The organism is Sinorhizobium sp. 22678, assembly GCF_052044265.1.
GTDB lineage: Bacteria > Pseudomonadota > Alphaproteobacteria > Rhizobiales > Rhizobiaceae > Sinorhizobium > Sinorhizobium meliloti_A.
This window is the reverse complement of record NZ_JBQEMS010000005.1, coordinates 188,174-209,358: the sequence shown is the minus strand read 5'-3', so window position 1 is coordinate 209,358 and position 21,185 is coordinate 188,174. Positions and strand designations below refer to the sequence as shown.

The window sequence follows — 21,185 nt, the reverse complement described above, 5'->3', positions numbered from 1 at the left end:
ATTTAAGCCGACACAGTGCTTACGAAATCCGGACTGCCGCGCAACGTGTTGCTGACTGTGCAGATCTCCTCCTCCGCCGCCTCCATGATGGCGTGGCGTACGGTGTCGTCGAATTCGCCCGTGATAACGAAGGCGATGTGGAACCGTGCGACCCGCGACGGTTCGTCATGGGCCTTCTCACCGGTCACCTTGACCGAAACTTCCGCGAGCCGGTCGAGCACGCCGAAACGGCTCGCGGCGATGCGGGCGCTGAGCACCAGACAGCTCGCGAGCGATGCATAGAGAAGGTCGAGCGGCCCGAATCCCGGCTGCGAAGGACTGGTGACGATATCGAGTTCGCCGCCGGTCAGCGATCTCACACGCGGAAAGCCGGTGCGGCCGACGACGGCGGTCGCGCCAGTTTCCCGCGTCCTTACCTTGAGCTCGGCCATGGGCGTAACCTCGCGCGGCTCAGACGTTTTCCGGCGGAACGACGCCCTTGGTGAAAAGAAAGCAGCCGTAGAAGCGGGTCTCGCCGGTGGTGATGACGCAATAGGCCTTCTTTGCTTCCTCGTAGAAGGCAAAGCGCTCGATGCCGTACATCGGAGCGGGCTTCCCTTCGGCGCGGTCGATCTCGGCCTGCACCTCCCGCTGCACTGTCGGGACCTCGTCCGGCGCCCCCATGACTTCCATGCGCCCGGCCGAAGGCTGAAGCGGCGTGTCCAGGGGTAGGACTGAAAGGATCGCCCTTGCCGCGCGCGCCGCCGGAACATTGTCGATGTGCAGCAGTTTGCCGAGCGTGGTCTGCCGCGCGATGGAATCCGATGGGAAATTGGTATCGGAAATCACCAGCGTGTCGCCATGGCCCATGGATCGCAGCGCGTGCAGCACATCGGCATTGAGAGCCGGGTCGATATTCTTGAGCATTCCTGTCCTCCTCCAAAGCGCGGTCGCATCAGGCCGTTTCTGGCGCGCGCCGTCAACAGCCTGTTGCTCTTTCTCCACGCTTCGATGGGACGACCACCCGCTCATCCACGAGCGGGATGCTATTCGCCGTAGGGAATCCAGATATTCTTGACGTCGACCGCTCGCCGCAGGAACGCCTGCCCTTCGGCCGCCGAGCGATTCGTCCAGTCGATCGCCCTGCCGTAATCGACGAAGGTGCGCTTGAGATTGCCGACGGACAGCTTCTCGACCAGTGTCGAAAGCTCCGGCGAGCCGAACGCCCAGAGCGCGTCCACGTCGTTGTGCGCGGCGAGTGCCTTGGCGAGTTCGATCGCAGATCCGGTGACGATATTGATGACGCCCGGCGGCACGTCCGAGGTCTCGAGGACCGAATAGAAGTCGGTCGCAGCCAGAGGATGCGCTTCGCTCGGCACGGCGACCACCCGGTTTCCGACCGCAATCAGCGGTGCAACGAGACTGACAAGTCCGAGCAGCGGTGCTTCCGGGGGGCAGATGACGCCGACGACGCCTTGCGGTTCGGGCATGGCCAGCGCAACGCCGCGCAAGGGCGGCTGGTGCACGGTGCCCTCATACTTGTCCGCCCAGGCTCCGTAGCTGAAGAGCCGCGCGATCGAAGCTTCGACCTCCGCTCGGGCATTGGCTGCCGAAGCCCCGGTCATGGCGGCGATGCGGTCGGCGAATTCCGCCCCGCGGCTGCTCAGGTTCTCGGCGATGTAATAGAGGATCTGGGCGCGGTTATGCGCAGTTGCCGAAGACCAGCCCGTGGCGGCCCGCGCCGCAACGACGGCATTGCGGATATCCTTGCGGTTGCCCTCGCCGACTTCGCCGATCACTTTGCCTTTCGGGGAAAGCACAGGCCGCGAATAGTTCCCGTCCGGCCGAGCCTGCTTGCCGCCGACGAAGAGCTTGGCAGTGCGGTCGAGCGCCGGAACGGCGAAATCACCGGCGGCCTGCTTCGCAGCCGGCAAGCCGTACTCGGCGCGCAGCTTGCGCCCCATCCAGGCCTTCGGCTTCAGATATTCGTAGCAACCTTCGCGCCCGCCCTCGCGGCCGAAGCCGGACTCGCGTTTTCCGCCGAAGCCGCTCGATGCATCGAAGAGGTTGGTCGCATTGACCCAGACGACGCCGGCCGCAAGCTTGGCGGCAACATGCAGGGCAAGACCGATCGTTTCGCTCCAGACGCTGGCCGCAAGGCCGTAGCGGCTATGATTTGCAAGCTGGATGGCCTCCTCAGGCGTGCGGAAGGTCATCGACACGGCCACCGGCCCGAAGATTTCCTCGGTCGCGACGACGGAAGTCGGCTGGACCCCGGTCAGCAGCGTCGGCCGAAAGAAGCTGCCACCCTTCGGCAGGTCGATCTTCGGCTGATGCATCGAAGCGCCTTCGGCGACACCCTTCGCCACCAGCTCTTCGATGCGCTGGAGCTGCACCGGCGCGACGATCGCCGCCATATCGATCGCCTTGTCGAGCGGATGACCGACGCGGAGCGTCTCCATGCGCCGCTTCAGGCGATCATGAAAGACCGGCGCCACGCCCTCCTGCACCAGAAGGCGTGAACCGGCGCAGCAGACCTGGCCCTGGTTGAACCAGATCGCATCCACGACGCCCTCGACCGCCGCGTCGATATCGGCATCGTCGAAGACGATGAAGGGCGACTTGCCGCCGAGTTCCAGCGTCAGCGACTTGCCGCTCCCTGCCGTCTTCTCGCGGATGAGGCGTCCGACTTCGGTCGAGCCGGTAAAGGCGATCTTGTCGATATCCTCGTGTTCGACGATCAGCGCCCCCGTCTCGCCCTCGCCCGTCACCACGTTCAGCACGCCCGCGGGGAGGCCCGCTGCAGCGGCAAGCTCCGCGAAGAGCAACGCCGTCAAGGGCGTAAACTCCGCAGGCTTCAGGATGACGGAATTGCCGAGCGCCAGCGCCGGGGCAACCTTCCAGGCGAGCATCAGGAAGGGGAAGTTCCAGGGGATGACCTGTCCGACGACGCCCACGGGCACCTGGTCGGCGAATTCCGTCTCCTGCAGCTGTGCCCAGCCGGCATGATGATAGAAGTGGCGAGCGGCGAGCGGAATGTCGATGTCGCGCGTTTCCCGGATCGGCTTGCCGTTGTCGAGCGCTTCGACGACCGCGATCAGGCGCGCATGGCGCTGGATCATTCGCGCGAGTGCATAAAGGTGTCGGGCGCGCGCATGTCCGGAGAGCTTGGCCCACGGGCCTTGCGCCTTGCGCGCCGCCGCCACCGCCGCGTTCACGTCGTCGCGCCCGCCATGTGCGATTTTCGCGAGCAGTTTGCCCGTCGCCGGCTCGAACGTGTCGAACGTCTTGCCGGAAACCGACCCGACAGAGGCGCCGTTGATGAAATGGCCGAACTTGCCTTCATGCCGAGCGAGCCAGGCGCGCGCCTCGGTGTCGGCTTCGGGGGCCGGGCCATAGGACATATCGTCGAAGAAAGTGGCAACGCTCATCTGATTATCCGATCGGGTGTCTGTTGAGGGCCGAATACGCGCCGCTGACATGATGTTCGAGCTGTCGCTCGATATCGGCGAGCAGGCTCGATGCGCCGACGCGGAAAAGGTCGGGCTCGAGCCATTCCCGCCCAAGCTCTTCCTTCATGAGGAACTGATAGTTCAGCACGTCCTTCGCGACGGAGATGCCGCCGGCCGGCTTGTAGCCGACCTTGATTCCGGTTCGCTCCTCATAGGCCCGGATCATCCTGAGCATGGCGAGCGTGACGAGCAGGGTCGCGTTCACCCCTTCTTTTCCGGTCGACGTCTTGATGAAGTCGGCGCCCGCCATCATGCAGACGAGCGAAGCCCGCGCGACGTTGCGAAGCGTCTTGAGATCGCCGGTCGCGAGGATGGCCTTGACATGCGCATCGCCACAGGCCGCGCGGAAATCGCGCATTTCGTCGTAGAGCGCCTGCCAGTTGCCGGTCAGTACGTGCTCGCGGGTGATGACGATGTCGATTTCCCGAGCACCATCGGCAACCGAGGCCTTGATCTCTCTGAGCTTGACGTCATGGGGAACGAGACCCGCCGGAAAGCCCGTGGACACTGCCGCCACCGGAATTCCGGAACCCTCCAGGGCCTCCACCGCGGTCGAAACGAATCGATGATAGACACAGATCGCGCCGGTCGTGATACCTCGATCGCCCATGCCGAGCGCTTCGAGAATGTCCTGACGCACCGGCTGGCGCGCCTTGGCGCAGAGGCGTTTTACGCGCTCGGTCGTATCGTCGCCGTTGAGCGTCGTGAGATCGATGCAGGTGACGGCTTTCAAGAGCCAGGCGGCTTGCGCATCCTTCTTGACGGTGCGCCGGCCAGGCAGCGTCTGAACGCGGCGCTCTGCCGCAGAGAGATTGACGCGCTGATCGAGCACCCAGGACAGGTCGAGCTCGACACCGTCATTGCGCGGCCAGTTGTGGCCCGCGCCGGCGGGGTGCACCGCCGCGCTTCTCAGAGCAAGGTCTTCCAACCGATTTCTCCCCTCTACCCGGACCACCGGCGGCGCGCTTCAAGAGCGAACACCAGAATGTTAGTTTTCTAACACGATATTTGTTAAACTTTCATCATTTCCGCCGCCTGTCAAGGCTGCGCCCGCTCAAACTTTTCCAGGCGCCGGGGTCAGCACGGTTTCGCCGTCTTCCGTAATAAGCGATCGGAAAGCACCGGGTGGAGCAAAGAAAGCCGCCTTCAGCTTGCCGAGCTTGCTGCTGTCGGCGACGAGGTAATTCTCGCGCGCCAGCGAAATCACCTTCTGCTTGACGGGCACCTCGTGGAAATGAACGCAGGTCGCTCCCCTCGCCGGGTCTATCCCGGCCGCAGAAAGAAAGGCGACATTGATGCCGAGCTGGTCGAGCGTCTCGATGCCGGGCGCACCGGAAAAGGAAGCCGACGACGGGTGATAGACGCCGCCCAGCATTACCATGCGGAGATTTTTCTTCCGCGTCAGCCTTTCGGCCGTGTTCAGGGAATAACAGATCGCCGTAATTGCGTAATCGTCCGGTATCAGCTCGACCAGATATTCCAGCGTCGTACCACAATCGATGAAAATCGTCTCGTCCGGGCGAATGTGCCGGGCGGCATGAATGCAAGCCTGCCGCTTGGCGGCGGCGTGACTGTCGGCCGCGCGGGCAAGTTCGTAGGGCGCATCGCTCTCGATCTCGGCGGCCGGGACGATATGGCCGCCCAGATATCCGAACAGCCTAGGATGGTCGGCGACATCACGCCGGACGGTCATTTCCGATACGCCGAGCAGCGCCGCTGCCTCTTTCAGATGCACGACGCGCCGCGCCGAAAGCGCGTCGGACAAGGTGGCGATGCGTGTTTCCCTGCGGCTGGCCATGGCTCTTCCAAACTATAAAGAAAGCATTTTGCGCAATGTTAATCTGTGAGAAATATCACAGGATTGCCTCGGCCCGCAAGCGATCCACCGGGGCAAAGCTGGACGGACGAGCTGGTCTATGGGCTCGTGCTTCAAGGCACAACGGGCGCCGCACAGCCATAGGGTGTCCCCTGAACTCGCCGTTTCCTCGATTGACAACGCCCGGCGAAGGTTGAAAGAGTGATGTACAATCGAAGTGGCCAGCGTGGGGGGACTTTTGTCTATGCGCGCGTTTCTCGGTCTTTCCACTCTTCTCTTCACACTCGTTTCCCTGGGGATGCCGAGCGCAGCGGCCGAGCCGGAACGCCGGATCGAGATTACGAATGATGCCGACTATTTCGGCTTCGATCTGCGCACCGAGCAGAACGTATCGCTCGACCAATGCCAGAGTGCCTGCATCGCCGACCGCTCCTGCAGGGCCTTCACCTACAATCCAAAGGTGAAGTGGTGCTTCCTCAAGTCCGACTTCAACCAGTTGAACACGTTCCCGGGGGCCATTGCCGGCAAGGTCGTCGAAACCGCCGCGGGCGAAGCCGATATCGGGGCACCGCCGCGCCTTGACTTCGTCTCGGACGATCTCCTGCAGCAGGCGCGCGATGTGAAGGCGAATCTCGTTCTGGCCGACGAGCAGCAGGGTTTCGGGGTCAACGGCCTCATCGAGACGGCGCGCAGCGAGTTGACGGCCGGCAACTTCGTCGCCTCCCTGCGGGCCTTCCGCGGTGCGCTTGCGGTAACGCCGGATGACAGCGCGTTGTGGCTGGAGGCGGCTGAGGCCGCCAACCGGTATACGGGCGGCACGGACCTGGCGAGCGAAGCCGCCCTTGCCGCGCTTAACGGCTATCAACTGACGCGGACCGCGCAAAGTCGCGCGCATGCACTGGCTATTCTCGCCCAGGCGCTCGACAGGCTGCAGAACTATCGTGCCGCGCTCCAGGCCTACAAAGCGAGCCTCGAACTCGTGCAGGCAAAGTCGGTCGAGACGGCTTATCTTGATCTCAAGGCACGGCAAGGCTTTCGGGTCACCGGCCACACGGTCGATCCAGACAGCGCCAGCCCCCGCGCCTGCGTGCACTTCTCCGAGCCGCTACTGAAGAACGGTCCCGATTATTCCTCCTTCGTAACCCTCGATGGCGCCGCGCCGAAGGCGGTGGAAGCCAAGGGCAGCGAAATCTGCGTCGAAGGCCTGGCGCATGGCAAACGTTACAAACTCGTGCTGAGGCAGGGCCTGCCCTCCTCCGTCGAGGAAGTCATCGAGATCCCCATCAGCCTCGACGTGTACGTGAAGGACCGCGGGCCGATGGTCCGCTTCACCGGCGACAGCTTCGTTCTGCCTTCGACTGCGCGGCGCGGCATTCCGATCGTCTCGGTCAATACGGAAAGCGCCAAGCTCAAGCTCTACCGTATCGGCGACCGCAACATCTCTTCGCTGCTCACGAGCTCCCAGTTCCTGACCCAACTCGACGGCTACAGCGAGGAGCGCATCAAGGACGAGAGCGGCGAGCTGGTCTGGCAGGGCAGCATCGACATCGCCACCGAGCTTAACAAAGAAGTGGTGACGAGCTTTCCGGTCGACGAGGCTCTGCCGCAGCGCAAGCCCGGCGTCTACGTGCTGACGGCGAGCTCCGGAACCGGGCTTACACAGGATTGGGACGCCCGCGCCACGCAATGGTTCGTCGTGTCCGACATCGGCATATCGACCTTTGCAGGCACGGATGGGCTTACCGTCTTCGCGCGTTCGCTTGCGAGCGCCAAGCCTCTTGCAGAGGTCGAATTGCAGCTGGTCGCCAAGAACAATGAGGTGCTCGGGACGGCGACGACCGATGCGGAAGGGCGCGCAACCTTTTCCGCCGGACTGATCCGCGGCACGGCCAGCATGACGCCGGCGGCGATCACCGCCCGAAAGGGTAGCGACGACTACGTGTTCCTGGACATGACGCGCGCCGGCTTCGACCTTTCCGACCGAGGCGTCACCGGACGCGCCGCACCGGGTGCGATCGACGTCTTCGCCTGGACGGAACGCGGCATCTATCGCGCGGGCGAAACCGTTCATGCCGCAGCGCTCACCCGCGACGTCAACGGTGCCGCGATCGAGAAGTTGCCGCTGACCTTCGTTTTCCTGCGCCCGGACGGCGTCGAGGACCGCCGCCTCGTCAGCGACGGCGGCAAGCTCGGCGGGCACACGCTCGATCTGCCGGTCCCAGAAAATGCGATGCGCGGCACCTGGACGATGCAGATATTCACCGATCCGAAGGGCTCTGCGATCGCCGAGAAGCAGTTCCTCGTCGACGATTTCGTGCCGGACCGCACCGAGTTCGACCTGACGAGCGAGGCAGAGGCGATCGAGGCCGGCACCCCCGTCGAAATCGCCGTCGACGGACGCTATCTCTACGGCGCACCCGCCGCGGGCCTGACGCTGGAAGGCGAAATTGCCGTCAGGCCGACGCGCCGGAGCGAAGCGTTCAACGGCTATTTCTTCGGCCTCGCCGACGAAGAGGCAAGCGAGGACACGCGCCTGCCGCTGGAAGGTCTGGAGCCGCTCGATGAAAACGGCAAGGCGGTTTTTGACGTCGATCTGACCGAGGTCCCCGGAACGACGCAGCTGCTCAACGCCAGTGTGACGGTTCGCATGCGCGAGGCCGGCGGCCGCGCGGTCGAGCGCACATTGACCCTGCCGGTGAAACCCGAGGGTCCGATGATCGGGATCAAGCCGGAGTTCTCCGGAGACCTCGCCGAAAATTCTGTCGGGAAATTCCACGTCATCGCCGTCGACGCGGACGGCACCAGGACCGCGATGCCGGGTCTCCCCTGGAAGCTGATCAGCGTCGAACGGAACTACCAGTGGTATCGCGACGGGACCGCCTGGAAATACGAGCCGGTCGTCTCCACGAAACAGGTGGCGAGCGGCTCGGCCGACGTGACGGAGGACGGCGCCGAAATTTCCGTCCCGGTCGGCTGGGGCCGTTATCGGCTGGAGATCGAGGCGGCAGCCGTTGACGGGCCGGCTTCGAGCGTTGAGTTCGATGCGGGCTGGTATGTCGAGGCCTCCTCGACGGAGACCCCGGACGGGCTGGAGATCGCACTCGACAAGGAAAACTATGCGGTCGGCGAGACGGCGAAGCTCAAGGTATCGCCGCGCTTTGCCGGCGAACTGCTGGTGACTGTCGGCACGGAAACCCTGGTGACGACGAAGACCGCGGCCATTGCCGAAGCCGGCGGCGAGGTGGAACTGCCGGTGACGGCCGAATGGGGTACGGGCACCTATGTCACCGCGACGCTTTACCGCCCGGGCGAAGCGCAGGAGAGCCGCATGCCCATGCGGGCGATCGGCATCAAGTGGCTGGCCGTCGATCCCGCGGATCGAAAGCTCGCCGTCAGCCTGGACGCGCCCGAGAAGACCGAGCCGCGCCGGCCGCTCGATATCGGCCTTCAGGTCCGGGGCGCCGGCGCCAACGAAGACGCCTATGTCACGGTTGCCGCAGTCGATGTCGGCATCCTGAATCTGACGCGCTACGAGGCTCCGGACCCGGACGGATGGTATTTCGGCCAGAGGCGGCTCGGGCTCGAGATGCGCGATCTCTACGGACGATTGATCGACGGCTCGCTCGGCGCGACCGGCCGGCTGCGCACGGGCGGCGACGGCGGACAAATGCCGCTCCAGGGCAGCCCCCCGACCGAAAAGCTCGTCGCCTTCTTCTCGGGCGCCATCAAGCTCGACGCCGAAGGCATGGCGAATGTCCGATTCGACATTCCGCAATTCAACGGAACGGCACGGATCATGGCGGTCGCTTGGACGAAGTCCGGCGTCGGCCATGCCGTGAAGGACGTGGTCATCCGCGATCCGGTCGTCGTGACCGCAAGCCTGCCGAAGTTCCTGGCGCCGGGAGACCGGGCCGAATTGCGGCTCGATATCGCCAACACCGACGGGCCGGCGGGCGATTATCAACTGCAGGTCACGACCAACGGCCCGGTCACCGTCGAACAGACAGCGGCCGAAATGGTGAACCTCGGCGCCGGCGGCAAATCCGCTCTTACCCTGCCGCTCGCCGGGCAGTATCCGGGAGACGGTCTCGTCACCGTCAGGCTCTCGAACGCCTCGGGCCTGTCGTTGGAGCAGACGCTGAACATTCCTGTCCGCCCTGCAGCCCTGCCGGTCACTCAGCGTCATGTCGTCAATGTCGCCGCCGGCAGCAGTCTCACGGTGGACGAGCAATTGCTCGCCGACAGCCTGCTGCAGGGCGCTTCGGTCAGCCTCAACGTGACGCGTTCGGCCGCCTTCGACGTGCCGGCGCTTCTGATGACGCTCGACCGCTATCCCTATGGCTGCGCCGAGCAGACGACGAGCCGCGCCTTGCCGTTGCTCTATCTCAGCGAGCTTGCCAAGCAAGCCGGGCTTGCCGACGACGAGGGCGTCAAAAAGCGCGTGCAGGAGGCGATCTATCGGGTCCTTGCCTATCAATCCTCCACCGGCAGTTTCGGCCTTTGGAGCCCCGGCTCCGGCGATCTCTGGCTCGATGCGTACGTCACCGATTTCCTTACCCGCGCGCGGGAGCAGAAATTCGACGTGCCGGAACAATCGATGGTGCAGGCGCTCGAAAACCTGCAGAATGCGCTGAGCTACGAGACCAACGTCAAGGACCGCGGCAACGAGATCGCCTATGCGCTCTATGTCCTGGCGCGCAACCGCAAGGCCGCGATCAGCGATCTGCGCTATTATGCGGACACGATGCTCGGCGATTTCCCGACCCCGCTCGCCAAGGCCCATATCGCCGCGGCGCTCGCGCTCTATGGCGACGCCCGGCGCTCGCAGGATATCTTCGCGGCCGCGGCCAACATGTCGACTGGGCTCGTCAATGTCAGCCTCGCCCGCTCCGACTACGGCTCTTCGCTTCGCGACGGCGCGGCCGTGCTGGCGCTGGCAGCCGAGAGCCGGCCCGTGCCGCCGATCATTCCCCAGCTTTCCAGGGTCGTCGCACGGGAATGGCGGCAGGCGAGATACACGAGCACCCAGGAGCAGACCTGGATGCTCCTGGCCGCACGCGCAATCCAGGGGGGCGACGAAGACATGAGGATCGAGGTCAACGGCGCAGCGCGCACGGGCAGTTACGCAGCCCGCATGACCGGCGATGCGCTGATCGAGCACCCGGTCGTTATCCGCAACGAGGGCACCGACATGGTCTCCGCCGTCGTGACGACGGTGGCGGCGCCAGCCCAGCCGCTCTCGGCCGGCGACGAAGGCTTCTCCATCGAGCGGAGCTATTACACGCTCGAGGGAACGGCCGCTAATGTCAGCGAGGCCCGGCAGAACGAGCGCTATGTCGCGGTGCTGAAGGTGACCGAGAGCAACGACTGGCCGTCCCGGGTGCTTATCACCGACCTCCTGCCCGCCGGATTCGAGATCGACAACCCAAGCCTCGTCGACAGTGCCCAGCTTTCGAATTTCGAATGGATCGGCCAGGTAGAGGCTGCCCATACCGAATTCCGCAGCGACCGCTTCGTGGCCGCCTTCGACCGTTCGGCTGGCGACAACCGCGAAATCACCCTCGCCTATGTCGTACGCGCGGTGACGCCCGGCACATACGACCATCCGGCCGCGAGCGTGGAGGACATGTACCGGCCGCAATTCTCGGCGCGCACGGCGACGGGACGCATGGAGGTGCAGGCAGCCCAGTAGGACGCAGGATGATGTTCTCTCGGCGAAAGTCGAACCGCAAAGGCATTGTGGCAGCAACCCCACGCGACCCATCCAGACGCGGCCGGGCGATCGTCGCCGTATCCCTCGTCCTGATCCTGTCCGCTCTCGCAGTCTTCACCCTCGAATGGGCCGACAGGGCCTTTCCGCCGCCGCTCTCCGAAGCCGAAACGGTCTCGGCCGAAGTTCTCGACAGAGACGGCCACCTCCTACGCGCCTTCGCGACCAAGGATGGCCTGTGGCGGCTGAAGACGACCGCGCAGGATGTCGACCCGCGCTTCATCGCAATGCTGATCGCCTATGAGGACCAGCGCTTTCGCGAACATCACGGGGTCGATCCGTTGGCGCTCGCTCGTGCCGCGCTGCAGTTCATCACCAGCGGCCATGTCGTTTCCGGCGCTTCCACGCTCTCCATGCAGGTGGCGCGGCTTATCGAGCCGCGGGAGAGACGCACGCTGGCGGCGAAGCTTCGGCAGGTGGCGCGCGCCATCCAGATCGAACGGCGCCTCGGCAAGGACGAGATTCTCGATCTTTATCTGACCCATGCGCCCTATGGCGGCAATCTCGAGGGCGTGCGCGCGGCAAGCCTCGCCTGGTTCGGCAAGGAGCCGCGGCGCCTCTCGGCTGGAGAGGCAGCACTGCTCGTCGCGCTGCCGCAACTGCCGGAAAAGCGCCGGCCCGACCGCAATCTTGCCGCCGCCGAAGCGGCCCGCAAACGCGTGCTCGCCCGCGCCGCGGTCGCCAGGGTGATCGGCGAAGGCGAAGCGGAGCGGGCGGCGATGACCGCCATACCGACGCGCCGGCTGCAGCTTCCCGCCCACGCTGCCCATCTCGCCGAGGCGGCGCGACGGAAGCATCCGGCGGAGCGCAGGCATCCGACAACGCTTAGCCGCAATATCCAACGGGGCCTCGAAGGCGTCGCCCGCGAAGGTGCTGCAAGGCTCGGCCCCAAGGTGTCGGTCGCCATGGTCATGGCCGATAGCAGGACCGGCGAGATCGTCGGCGAGGTTGGCTCGGCCGACTATTTCGACGCAAGCCGCTCGGGCTGGATCGACATGACGCGGATCACCCGCTCCCCCGGATCGACGCTGAAACCCTTCATCTACGGTCTTGCCTTCGAGGAGGGCCTCGTCAGCCAGGAGACGATCATCGAAGACCGGCCGGCGGACTTCTTCGGCTACCGGCCACGCAATTTCGACATGAGTTATCAGGGCGACGTCAGCGTGCGTGAGGCGCTGCAACTGTCCCTGAACGTGCCGGCGATCCGCCTGCTCGATGCCATCGGTCCGTCGCGCCTGATGGTGCGCTTCCGGCGCGCCGACGTCAGGCCGAAATTGCCGCCGCACGAGGCGCCGGGGCTTGCGATCGGCCTCGGCGGCGTCGGCATCACGCTTCGCGAGCTCGTGCAGCTCTATGCGGGCCTGGCGAACCAGGGCTGGCCGGTGCGCCTCGGCGACGGCATCGAAGGCGTGCCCGGCCCCATCGACGGCGAACCGCTCCTGTCGACGGTCGCCGCCTGGCATGTCGCCGACATACTCTCCGACGTGCTGCCACCGGCGGGAAGCCGCCGGCACGGCATCGCCTATAAGACCGGCACCAGCTACGGCTATCGCGATGCCTGGTCCGTAGGCTTCGACGGCCGCTATGTGCTCGGTGTCTGGGTCGGCCGGGCCGACAATGGCGCCGTCCCCGGCCTGACCGGTTACGGTGCGGCGGCGCCGATTCTCTTCGAAGGATTTGCCAAGGCGGGGATCGCGATAACACCCCTGCCCGGCCCGCCCGCGGGCGCCGTCCGGCTTGTTCAGGCCGATCTGCCGATCAGCCAGCGGCGCTTCTCGGTCACGGCGAACGGGCTGCTTTCGGCCTCGGCCCGTGAAGCGGCGCCGCAGATCGTGTTCCCGCCGGAAGGCGCCCGCGTCGAGCTTGGCGCGCATGGGGACGGCGAGATCACGCCCTTGACGCTGAAGCTCCAGGGCGGCCGGGCGCCCTTTCGCTGGCTTGCCAATGGCCGCCCGCTACCCGACGTGACCCGACGGCGCGTCAGCCAGTGGCTGCCGGATGGCGGCGGCTACTCGACACTCACGGTCATCGATGCGCTGGGGCGTGCCGCCAGCGTACGCGTCTTCGTCCAGTGAGACGATACGGACGCTCCACGCGACCGCCGGTCCGCCTCCTTCACGCCGTTTGCGCAGCCTTGACGCTATCGTCTTGCGGCTCGCGGGCCGGCGATGCCATGACGAGCGGCATGCCCGCTTCAAGGCAAGCGGCGATGAAGGCTCTCGCGCCACTGCCGCCGGCGTCATCCGGTTCAACGCCCGCCGACAAGTCCGCACCGCCCGTTCGTAGCGCTCGCCATTCCTGAGCGGCCACTCGTTTTCCAGGAAGTCGAAGGCCTCGTAAACGGAGGCAACAGTGTGCGTCAGACCGTTGGAAAGGCGCACGGTGAGAGGGACCGTCCAGGGGATCTGTTGCTGCTAGAGCCCACTTCCGGCGCATCCCCGCGATTAAGCGACTTATCGGTCCGGCGTAATCAACGTTACAGTCGGGAAATGCCTCCGATACCGCCCCGTATCCCTCGTCAACAGATCCAACCGGTCGACGGCGGCATGCGCGCCGATGAAGAAATCCGGCAGGACGCCAGTGCGCTGTCCACCTGCCTTGCGATATTTCAGGAACACCTTGCCAGCCAGAAAAAGCGCCGGCCGCGGCATGGCGGCGATATCGATCCCGGCTTCCGACACAAACGCATCCAGTCGCTCGATCTGCTCGTAGCGCACCGCAAGTTCGGCATAGACGACATCATTGATCAGAAGCGGCCCCCGCAACGCCGCGGCTTCGAGTTGCCCGATCGACCAATCCGCCCAGGTCGGATCGTCGGTCACCACATCGAGCAGGACGTTCGTATCGACGAACGTCACTCGTCACCGCGCGTCAGCGCCATGATGGCATCGGTGCTCAAACCCTCCCCGGAATGGCCGCGCAACTTGCTGAAGCGGCTCGCAGGCCGCTTCTCATCCGCCCGCGTCAAAACCACGGTGCCGTCTGCGGCACGCAGAAAATCTACCCGTGTACCCGGCACGATGCCAAGGAAGTCCCGCACCGGCTTCGGGATGGTCACCTGACCTTTTGTCGTCACTGTCGCGCTCATCATCTACCTCGGTAAGGAATGCTCTAATTAAGGTATTACTTTACACGGTCGATTTCAAGAACGGAGCGTGCAAGCATGCGCTCGACGAGTGATAGGCCTCGTCGAGCACGGCTTCCACATCGGGAAACGCCCCCTCCCAACTGCGCGCCCGGCCAGCGATCACACGCAATTGCTCGCGCGTACAGCCGCAGCATTTACCGGCGTCGCGCGTATCTGGTAGCAGATCATCGTCCGGCCCCCGCCCGGAGGCCATTTCGTCGTCTTAACAGACGTTTCCCGTCGCCGAAATGAAGACGGCGCCGCGGCGCGCATGCCGGGGTCTGTGCATGATTACCTGATCCGCCTCCTTTACGCCGTTTGCGCAGCCTTGACGCTATCGCCTTGCGGCTCGCGGGACGGCGGTGCCATGACGAGCGGCATGCCCGCTTCAAGGCAAGCGGCGATGAAGGCTTCCCGCGCGACTGCCGCCGGCGTCATCCGGTTCAACGCCCGCCGACAGGTCCGCACCGCCCGTTCGTAGCGCTCGCCCTTCCTGAGCGGCCACTCGTTTTCCAGGAAGTCGAGGGCCTCGTAAACGGAGGCAAAAGTGTGCGTCAGACCGTTGGAAAGGCGCACGGTGAGAGGGATCGTCCAGGGGATCTCATTGAGAAGCATTTTTCCTCCTTTCCTATGCCGTCAATGAACTGCACGCCCGCTGCACTCTCACGGGTCGAACGAACCAGGCAGCGCTGCGAGGTGCCGTATTGATCTCTGCGCGTCTCGAAAACGTATCGCGCTCACCAGATATTGGAGCGGAAAAGGTAAATTCAAGAACCTCGATCAGCGGCTTGAGCCCTCGTTCGAACGGCCGGTTTTTGCGGCCACCGCCGGCCCGGAGCAACGGACGAAAATCGATGCCCGGAGTCCCTTGAAACCCGGCTTCGAATGACTAAATCGGGTGCGAGAGCCGCCTGTAAGGGGCTCGCAGTCGAGGGGCTCCGTTCTCTTCGGCGCTCCTCATCGTCCATGTTGCTCAAGGAGGATATGGCTATGAGAACAAGCTTCGATTTCTCGCCGCTGTCGCGCTCCAGCGTTGGCTTCGAACATCTGTTCGACCTCTTGGATTCTGCAAGTCGCCTGGCGCCTAACGACAACTGGCCGCCCTACGACATTATGCGGGTCGGTGAGAACCAGTACCGGATCGCAATGTCGGTAGCGGGCTTCGCCCCGGACGAGATCACCATCACGCACGAGCAGCAGATGCTGACCGTTACGGGTGCGAAAACCGGGGAAGACGACACCGAGTATCTCTACCGCGGTATTGCCGCACGCAACTTCGAGCGTCGCTTCCAGCTCGCCGACTTTGTCAGCGTCACCGGCGCTAACCTCGCCAACGGCCTGCTCAAGATCGACCTCGTCCGTGAGCTTCCCGAGCAGATGAAGCCGCGCCGGATAGAGATACATCAGGCAGAGGCATTGCCGGCCGGCGAGGCCTCGAAACAGATCGAAGGCGAGAAACACGCAGCGTAGCTGCGCATGCCAATCGCACCGAAGCGCCGGCGGACGCTGACGCTTCGGTTCCGGAATGGGAGCGGGAGAGGCCGCAAGACCCCACACTCCGCTCCTAGTGCAAAGAAAGGAACGGACCGATGAATGTACGTGATCTCATCCCATGGGGCCGCGCGCAGGGCCAGGTGCCGGCTTCCTATCGCGACAACGACCGAAATCCCTTCCTGGCGCTCCACAGGGAAATGAACCGCCTGTTCGACGACGCCTTCCGCAGCTTCGAAACCCGCCTGCCCTTCAGCGGCCTTACGGGTTTTGCAGGCGGCTGGCCGAGCGTGGAGGTCTCCGACCGGGATAAGGAAATCAAGGTGACCGCTGAACTGCCGGGTCTCGAGGAAAAGGATGTCGAACTGTCCTTGTCCGAGGGCGTGCTGTCGCTGCGAGGCGAAAAACGGGCAGAGACCGAGGACGAGGAAAACCAGTTCTCTGAGCGATATTACGGTCGCTTCGAACGGCGCATTCCGCTCGGATACGAGGTGGATGAAAGCAGGGTGAATGCGACCTTCCGCAATGGCGTCCTGACGGTGACCCTGCCGAAGACGGAGCAGGCCCAGTCGAAAGCCAAGCGCATTGCGATCAACGGGCGGTAGTTGCCTGTTGCGGTCCCCGCCGTCGGCGAAGGCCCTTCACCCGCCGGCCGGCACCTGCTCCCCACAGGCGGGGGCGAAGGGGTTCGCGGCACCTTCCCCGTCCCTCGCGAAGCTCACTATCTAAATGGGCGAGCTGCCGGCAGGCGGATGCACCCTGCTGCACGCTTCCTTTGATCGTACTTTCAGCTATGCCGTCGCCAGTGCCCTCACGGCCTCGGCCTTCGTCTCCCGCCGGCCGCTCTTCATCGGCTCGCCCGCCACATATACCTCGGCCACCGAGCGGTCGTCGCCCATGGTCTGCAGAATGAAGAGCTCTTCGGCAAGCGTCGAGGCAACCTGCATCCTGAGCTCCATGGCCGGCTTGGCGCGGCTGTCGAGGACGACGATGTCCGCATCCGCGCCGGCATGCAGCGAGCCGATCCGGTGTTCGAGATCGAGCGCGCGCGCATTGCCGAGCGTCAACATGTAGAAGGAATTGAGCGGCGAGAGCCGCTGGCCCTGCAGGTGCAGGACCTTATAGGCTTCGTCCATCGTTTCCAGCATCGAGAAACTCGTACCGCCACCGACATCGGTCGCAACCGCATGGCGTGCGCCGAGCCTGTCGAAACGGTCGCGATCGAAGAGCCCGCTGCCGAGGAACAGGTTCGAGGTCGGACAGAAGACGCCGACCGCTCCGGTCTCTGCGAGGACCGATATCTCGCGGTCGCTCAGATGGATGCAATGGCCGAGCAGAGTCTTGCGGCCGAGCAGCTCGTAGCGCGCATAAATGTCGGTATAGTCCTTCGCTTCCGGATAGAGCGAGGTGGCGAAAGCGATCTCGTCCCGGTTTTCGGACAGGTGGGTCTGAACGTAGCAATCCGGATGCTCGGCAGCGAGCACGCGGCTCACCTCCATCTGCTCCCGCGTCGAAGTGATCGCGAACCGCGGGCTGATCGCATAATGCGCGCGGCCGCGGCCATGCCACCTGGCGATGAGCGCCTTCGTCTCGTCATAGCCCTTTTCCGGCGTGTCTTGCAGCGCGTCCGGCGCGTTGCGGTCCATCATCACCTTGCCGCCGATCATCAGCATGTTTCGCTCTTCGGCCGCGGTGAAGAAGGCATCGACGCTTTCCGGATGCACCGAACAATAGGCAACTGCGGTGGTCGTGCCGTTGGAGAGGAGTTCGTCCATGAAGCGGCCCGCGATGAAGGCGGCGTGCTTGGGCGACTTGAACTTCTGCTCCTCGACGAAGATATAGGTGTTCAGCCATTCGAGGAGCTGCGCACCGTAGGAGGCGATAGCCTGTGTCTGCGGGAAATGCAGGTGCGTATCGATGAAGCCGGGCAGTACGAGGTGCGGCCGATGATCGGCGACCTCTACGCCGGGCCCCGCCTGCCCCGCTATGTCGCCGTAAGGGCCGACGCCCTCGATCTTGCCCTTCCTCACGAAAACGGCGCCGTCCTCGAGGTAGCGATAGGAGCCGGCATCGTCGATGCTCTCGGGTTCCTTGACGAAAGTCAGCACGCGGCCGCGGATCAAGAGATCGTTCATTGGACCTTTCCTTCCTTTACGGTCGTCTCGTACCAGGAGGCGATAAGCTGGCGTTCCTCCTCGGTGATGCCGGTGACGTTGGCAGGCGGCATGGCATGCGATCGCCCCGCCTGCAGGTAGATTTCGCGGGCATGCGCGACGATGTCGCGGTCGGCTTCGAGAACGACGCCCTTCGGCGGCACGATTATGCCTTCCCATCCGGGCTCGCGCGCATGGCACATGGAACAGCGGCCAAGCACGGTATCGCGCACTTTGGAAAAGTCCGGCGACGCGACGACGGCCTCGACGGCCGTCGAAGCCCTGGCCTCTCCGCCTTCGGAGAGGACCTTGGGCACGGTGGAGAGCCACATGATGGCGATGAACAGAAGCACCGTCGCGAGCCATGTCCAGGTCGGGCTGCCCTTGTTGGCGTGGCGGGTGTTGAACCAGTGACGGATCGTGACCCCCATGAGGAAGACCAGCGAGGCGATGATCCAGTTATACTGCGTGCCGAAGGCGAGCGGATAATGGTTCGAAAGCATCAGGAACAGCACGGGCAGCGTCAGATAGTTGTTGTGCGTCGAACGCTGCTTCGCCTGCTTTCCGAGCGCAGGATCGGGCGTACGGCCTGCGATCAGGTCGGCAACGACTTTCTTCTGGTTCGGGATGATGATGAAGAACACGTTGGCCGACATGATGGTCGCCGTGAAGGCGCCGAGATGGAGATAGGCCGCCCGGCCCGTGAAGAGCTGGGTGTAACCCCAAGCGACGGCAACGAGGATGAAATAGAGCAGCACCATCAGCCGCGTATTGTCGTTGCCGAACGGCGAACGGCAGATCGTGTCATAGGCAAGCCAGCCGAAGCCGAGCGAAGCCAGCGAGATGGCGATGGCCATCGGCTTCGAGACGTCGAGCACGTTCGGATCGATGAGGTAGAGGTCCGCGCCGGCATAGTAGACGAGCGCAAGCATGCCGAAACCGGAGAGCCAGGTGACGTAGGACTCCCACTTGAACCAGATCAGGTGCTCAGGCATGTTTTCCGGCGCAACCAGATACTTCTGAATGTGATAGAAGCCGCCGCCATGCACCTGCCACTCTTCGCCGTAGGCGCCGACCGGCATGCCCGGACGCTGCTTCAGCCCCAGGTCGAGCGCGACGAAGTAGAAGGATGAGCCGATCCAGGCTATGCCGGTGATGACATGCAGCCATCTCACCGCAAATGTCAGCCAATCCCAGGCGATGGCATACTCGTACATTGAGTTCTCCCCATTTCTCTCGCGCTCATTATGTGTCATTGCTTGGCGAGGCGGGAACGGCGCCATCGCACCAACTCTTTCAAAAAAAACTATAAAATCGAAGAGGGGCCGGAGCGCTACGTTCGCGCCGGAAGAGCAGAGGCGGAAGCATGTCCTATCTCGATAATGTGCGTGTGTTCGTGCGCGTCGTGGAACTTGGAACGCTGTCGGCAGCGGGCCGCGATCAGCGCGTCACGCCGGCGGTTGCCAGCAACAGAATCAAGGAGTTGGAGCGGCATATGGGCGTGCGCCTGTTCAACCGCACCACCAGAAAACTGACGCCGACCGAGCACGGACGAGTCTTCTACGAAGGCGCGGTAAAGATCCTCGAAGCGGTGAACGAGGCGGAGAGCGCCATCGCCGATCTTTCAAGAAATCCGAAGGGAGCGCTGAAGATCACCGCCCCGCTCGGCATCGGCAGGCGACTGATCGCGCCCGGCATACCGGAGTTTCACGACCGCTACCCGGATATCGAGGTGCGGTTGCGCCTCTCCGATCATAATGTCGATATCCTTGCCGAGGGCGTCGACATCGCCTTCAAGCTCGGGATACTCGAGGATTCGAACCTGCGCATGCGCGGCATCATGAACTGCGACCGCGTGCTCTGCGGGTCGCCGCGCTATTTCGAAAGGCGCGGCATCCCTTCGTCGCCGGACGACCTCCTAAGCCACAGCCACGACTGTCTTCTGCTGCGCTATCCCGGGTCGAAGGAGTATTACTGGACCTTGCAGACACCGGATGGCGTTCGCAAGTTCGAGGTCGGCGGTCCCTATGATTCGGATGATGGCGACGTGCTCACCCAGTGGGCGCTTGACGGACGCGGCATCGTCAACAAGCCGCTCTTCGAGGTGAAACAGCATATCGACGAGGGCTTGCTCGTCCCGGTGCTCGAGGAGACGCCGCCGCTCGGCGCCCAGCTTGCGGCGATCTACCCGCACAAGCGCTTCCAGGATCCGAAGGTCCGGCTGATGATTGACTTCATGGCCGAGCGCTGTCAGCGGCTGATCGGCAAGATGCTTGCCGAGCCTCATGAGGTGCAGGAGCGTTCAAGCGCTTGAGCGCAGCGCCCTCAGGGCACAAGCACGACCTTACCGATCGTTCGGCGGCTCTCGATCGCCCGGTGTGCGTCCGCTGCCCGATCCAGCGAAAAGCGGCTGTCGATCGCGACCGTCAAGGCGCCCTCTTGCGCCCGGTTGAAAAGCTCGGTGAGATCCGCCTTCGATCCGGCGAGGTTCAAGAGCGGCAGTAAGGCGAAGCCGCGCAGGGATTGGTTCAGTGCGAACATCGATTCTGCTTGCCGCGCGCTCAACGCAAACCTGCCGAGGGCCCCGAAAACCAGCTCTCCCGCCGGTGCCAGCAGATCGATCGCAGCGTCGGTAAATTCGCCGCCGACGAAATCGTAGAGAATGTCGACCCCGCCACCGTTCAAAGCCCTCCTGAGCGTTGCCGTCCAATCAGGGGCCGCATAGTTGATGCCGACGTGAGCACCGATCGAACGGGCGAAGTCGAGCTTTTCCTCCGAACTCGCAACGGCAACGATCGTCCGCGCACCGCCTTTCCTTGCCAATTGCACGAGCAGTGAACCCACACCGCCTGCCGCAGCGCTGATCAGCAGCGTTTTGTTCTGCAGCGCGCTTTGCCGGACGAGATAAAGAGCCGTGAGGCCCTGCACCATCATGGCAACAGCCGCTTCGAAGGAAAGTCCGTCCGGGATCGGCACCAGCATCGCGGCCTCGACCGCCACATATTCGGCATATCCGCCGGTACCCCGCCCATGAGCGAACATCGGGGCCGCGACACGACTGCCGACGAGATCTTGAGGAAGATCCTCTCCGACCGCTGCGACGACGCCGGCGACCTCCACACCCGGGATCATCGGCAGTTCGGGCGTGACCGCGTAGCGGTCCTGCCGCATCAGAACCTCGAAATAGTTGACGCCGACGGCACCCACGCGGACGAGCGCCTCGCCTCTGCCCGGGCTCGGTGTAGGGACATCGACGCTCGGAGCACGTCTGGCGCCCCGAAGCGGCGAAATTCAATGGCCTTCATAAGAACTTACCTCGAAACTGTTGGTTTGCGCG

15 protein-coding genes and 2 pseudogenes are annotated in these 21,185 nt (G+C 64.0%); 5 read left to right on the top strand and 12 right to left on the bottom strand.

Annotation, left to right across the window (positions count from 1 at the left end; translation table 11 throughout):
- Positions 1-2: 2 nt before the first annotated feature.
- The 5 genes from ACTJKL_RS10265 to ACTJKL_RS10245 form a co-directional block, all read right to left on the bottom strand.
- On the bottom strand, positions 3-431 hold the full coding sequence (locus ACTJKL_RS10265) for an OsmC family protein (RefSeq protein ID WP_440852812.1): 429 nt from the start codon (positions 429-431) through the stop codon (positions 3-5).
- Between the two features lie 19 nt (positions 432-450).
- Positions 451-906 (bottom strand): RbsD/FucU family protein, encoded by a 456-nt coding sequence (locus ACTJKL_RS10260; RefSeq protein WP_437411545.1) that lies wholly within the window; start codon positions 904-906, stop codon positions 451-453.
- A gap of 119 nt (positions 907-1,025) precedes the next feature.
- Complete coding sequence (locus ACTJKL_RS10255; RefSeq protein WP_440852811.1) at positions 1,026-3,410, bottom strand: aldehyde dehydrogenase family protein; 2,385 nt, start codon at positions 3,408-3,410, stop codon at positions 1,026-1,028.
- Between the two features lie 4 nt (positions 3,411-3,414).
- Positions 3,415-4,419, bottom strand: coding sequence for a deoxyribose-phosphate aldolase (gene deoC / locus ACTJKL_RS10250; RefSeq protein WP_275599044.1), 1,005 nt, complete (start codon positions 4,417-4,419; stop codon positions 3,415-3,417).
- Between the two features lie 126 nt (positions 4,420-4,545).
- A complete protein-coding gene (locus tag ACTJKL_RS10245) occupies positions 4,546-5,289 on the bottom strand; it encodes a DeoR family transcriptional regulator (RefSeq protein WP_440852810.1) in 744 nt (247 codons plus the stop codon).
- A gap of 262 nt (positions 5,290-5,551) precedes the next feature.
- Here ACTJKL_RS10245 and ACTJKL_RS10240 point away from each other — a divergent pair, with 262 nt between their 5' ends.
- Positions 5,552-10,999, top strand: coding sequence for an alpha-2-macroglobulin family protein (locus ACTJKL_RS10240; protein WP_440852809.1), 5,448 nt, complete (start codon positions 5,552-5,554; stop codon positions 10,997-10,999).
- Positions 11,000-11,007: 8 nt separating this feature from the next.
- On the top strand, positions 11,008-13,152 hold the full coding sequence (gene pbpC, locus ACTJKL_RS10235) for a penicillin-binding protein 1C (RefSeq protein WP_440852808.1): 2,145 nt from the start codon (positions 11,008-11,010) through the stop codon (positions 13,150-13,152).
- A gap of 40 nt (positions 13,153-13,192) precedes the next feature.
- On the opposite strand, the pseudogene ACTJKL_RS10230 reads toward pbpC, so the two are convergent.
- From ACTJKL_RS10230 to ACTJKL_RS10215, 4 genes and pseudogenes are all read right to left on the bottom strand, one after another.
- A pseudogene (locus tag ACTJKL_RS10230) lies at positions 13,193-13,482 on the bottom strand (DUF982 domain-containing protein).
- A 48-nt stretch (positions 13,483-13,530) separates the two neighbouring features.
- A complete protein-coding gene (locus tag ACTJKL_RS10225) occupies positions 13,531-13,935 on the bottom strand; it encodes a type II toxin-antitoxin system VapC family toxin (RefSeq protein ID WP_440852807.1) in 405 nt (134 codons plus the stop codon).
- Positions 13,932-14,165, bottom strand: a complete 234-nt coding sequence (locus ACTJKL_RS10220) for an AbrB/MazE/SpoVT family DNA-binding domain-containing protein (RefSeq protein ID WP_100670420.1) — start codon at positions 14,163-14,165, stop codon at positions 13,932-13,934. The genes ACTJKL_RS10225 and ACTJKL_RS10220 overlap by 4 nt, the downstream gene beginning before the upstream one ends.
- Positions 14,166-14,513: 348 nt before the next feature.
- A complete protein-coding gene (locus ACTJKL_RS10215; RefSeq protein WP_275599037.1) occupies positions 14,514-14,819 on the bottom strand; it encodes a DUF982 domain-containing protein in 306 nt (101 codons plus the stop codon).
- A 375-nt stretch (positions 14,820-15,194) separates the two neighbouring features.
- On the opposite strand from ACTJKL_RS10215, the gene ACTJKL_RS10210 reads away from it, so the two are divergent.
- Both ACTJKL_RS10210 and ACTJKL_RS10205 read left to right on the top strand, forming a co-directional pair.
- Positions 15,195-15,674 (top strand): Hsp20 family protein, encoded by a 480-nt coding sequence (locus tag ACTJKL_RS10210; protein WP_275599763.1) that lies wholly within the window; start codon positions 15,195-15,197, stop codon positions 15,672-15,674.
- 119 nt (positions 15,675-15,793) lie between these two features.
- A complete protein-coding gene (locus ACTJKL_RS10205) occupies positions 15,794-16,300 on the top strand; it encodes an Hsp20/alpha crystallin family protein (RefSeq protein ID WP_440852806.1) in 507 nt (168 codons plus the stop codon).
- A gap of 186 nt (positions 16,301-16,486) precedes the next feature.
- On the opposite strand, the gene guaD is transcribed toward ACTJKL_RS10205, so the two are convergent.
- Together guaD and ACTJKL_RS10195 are read right to left on the bottom strand one after the other, a co-directional pair.
- Positions 16,487-17,830, bottom strand: a complete 1,344-nt coding sequence (guaD, locus tag ACTJKL_RS10200) for a guanine deaminase (protein ID WP_440852805.1) — start codon at positions 17,828-17,830, stop codon at positions 16,487-16,489.
- Positions 17,827-19,065, bottom strand: coding sequence for a urate hydroxylase PuuD (locus ACTJKL_RS10195; protein ID WP_018097053.1), 1,239 nt, complete (start codon positions 19,063-19,065; stop codon positions 17,827-17,829). Before ACTJKL_RS10195 ends, guaD begins: the two co-directional genes overlap by 4 nt.
- Positions 19,066-19,214: 149 nt before the next feature.
- Between ACTJKL_RS10195 and ACTJKL_RS10190 the strand changes: the two genes are divergently transcribed.
- Positions 19,215-20,162: a LysR family transcriptional regulator gene (locus tag ACTJKL_RS10190; RefSeq protein ID WP_100670432.1), complete on the top strand. Its 948-nt coding sequence runs from the start codon at positions 19,215-19,217 to the stop codon at positions 20,160-20,162.
- Positions 20,163-20,173: 11 nt separating this feature from the next.
- On the opposite strand, the pseudogene ACTJKL_RS10185 reads toward ACTJKL_RS10190, so the two are convergent.
- Positions 20,174-21,153: pseudogene (locus ACTJKL_RS10185) on the bottom strand (quinone oxidoreductase family protein).
- Between the last annotated feature and the right edge of the window lie 32 nt (positions 21,154-21,185).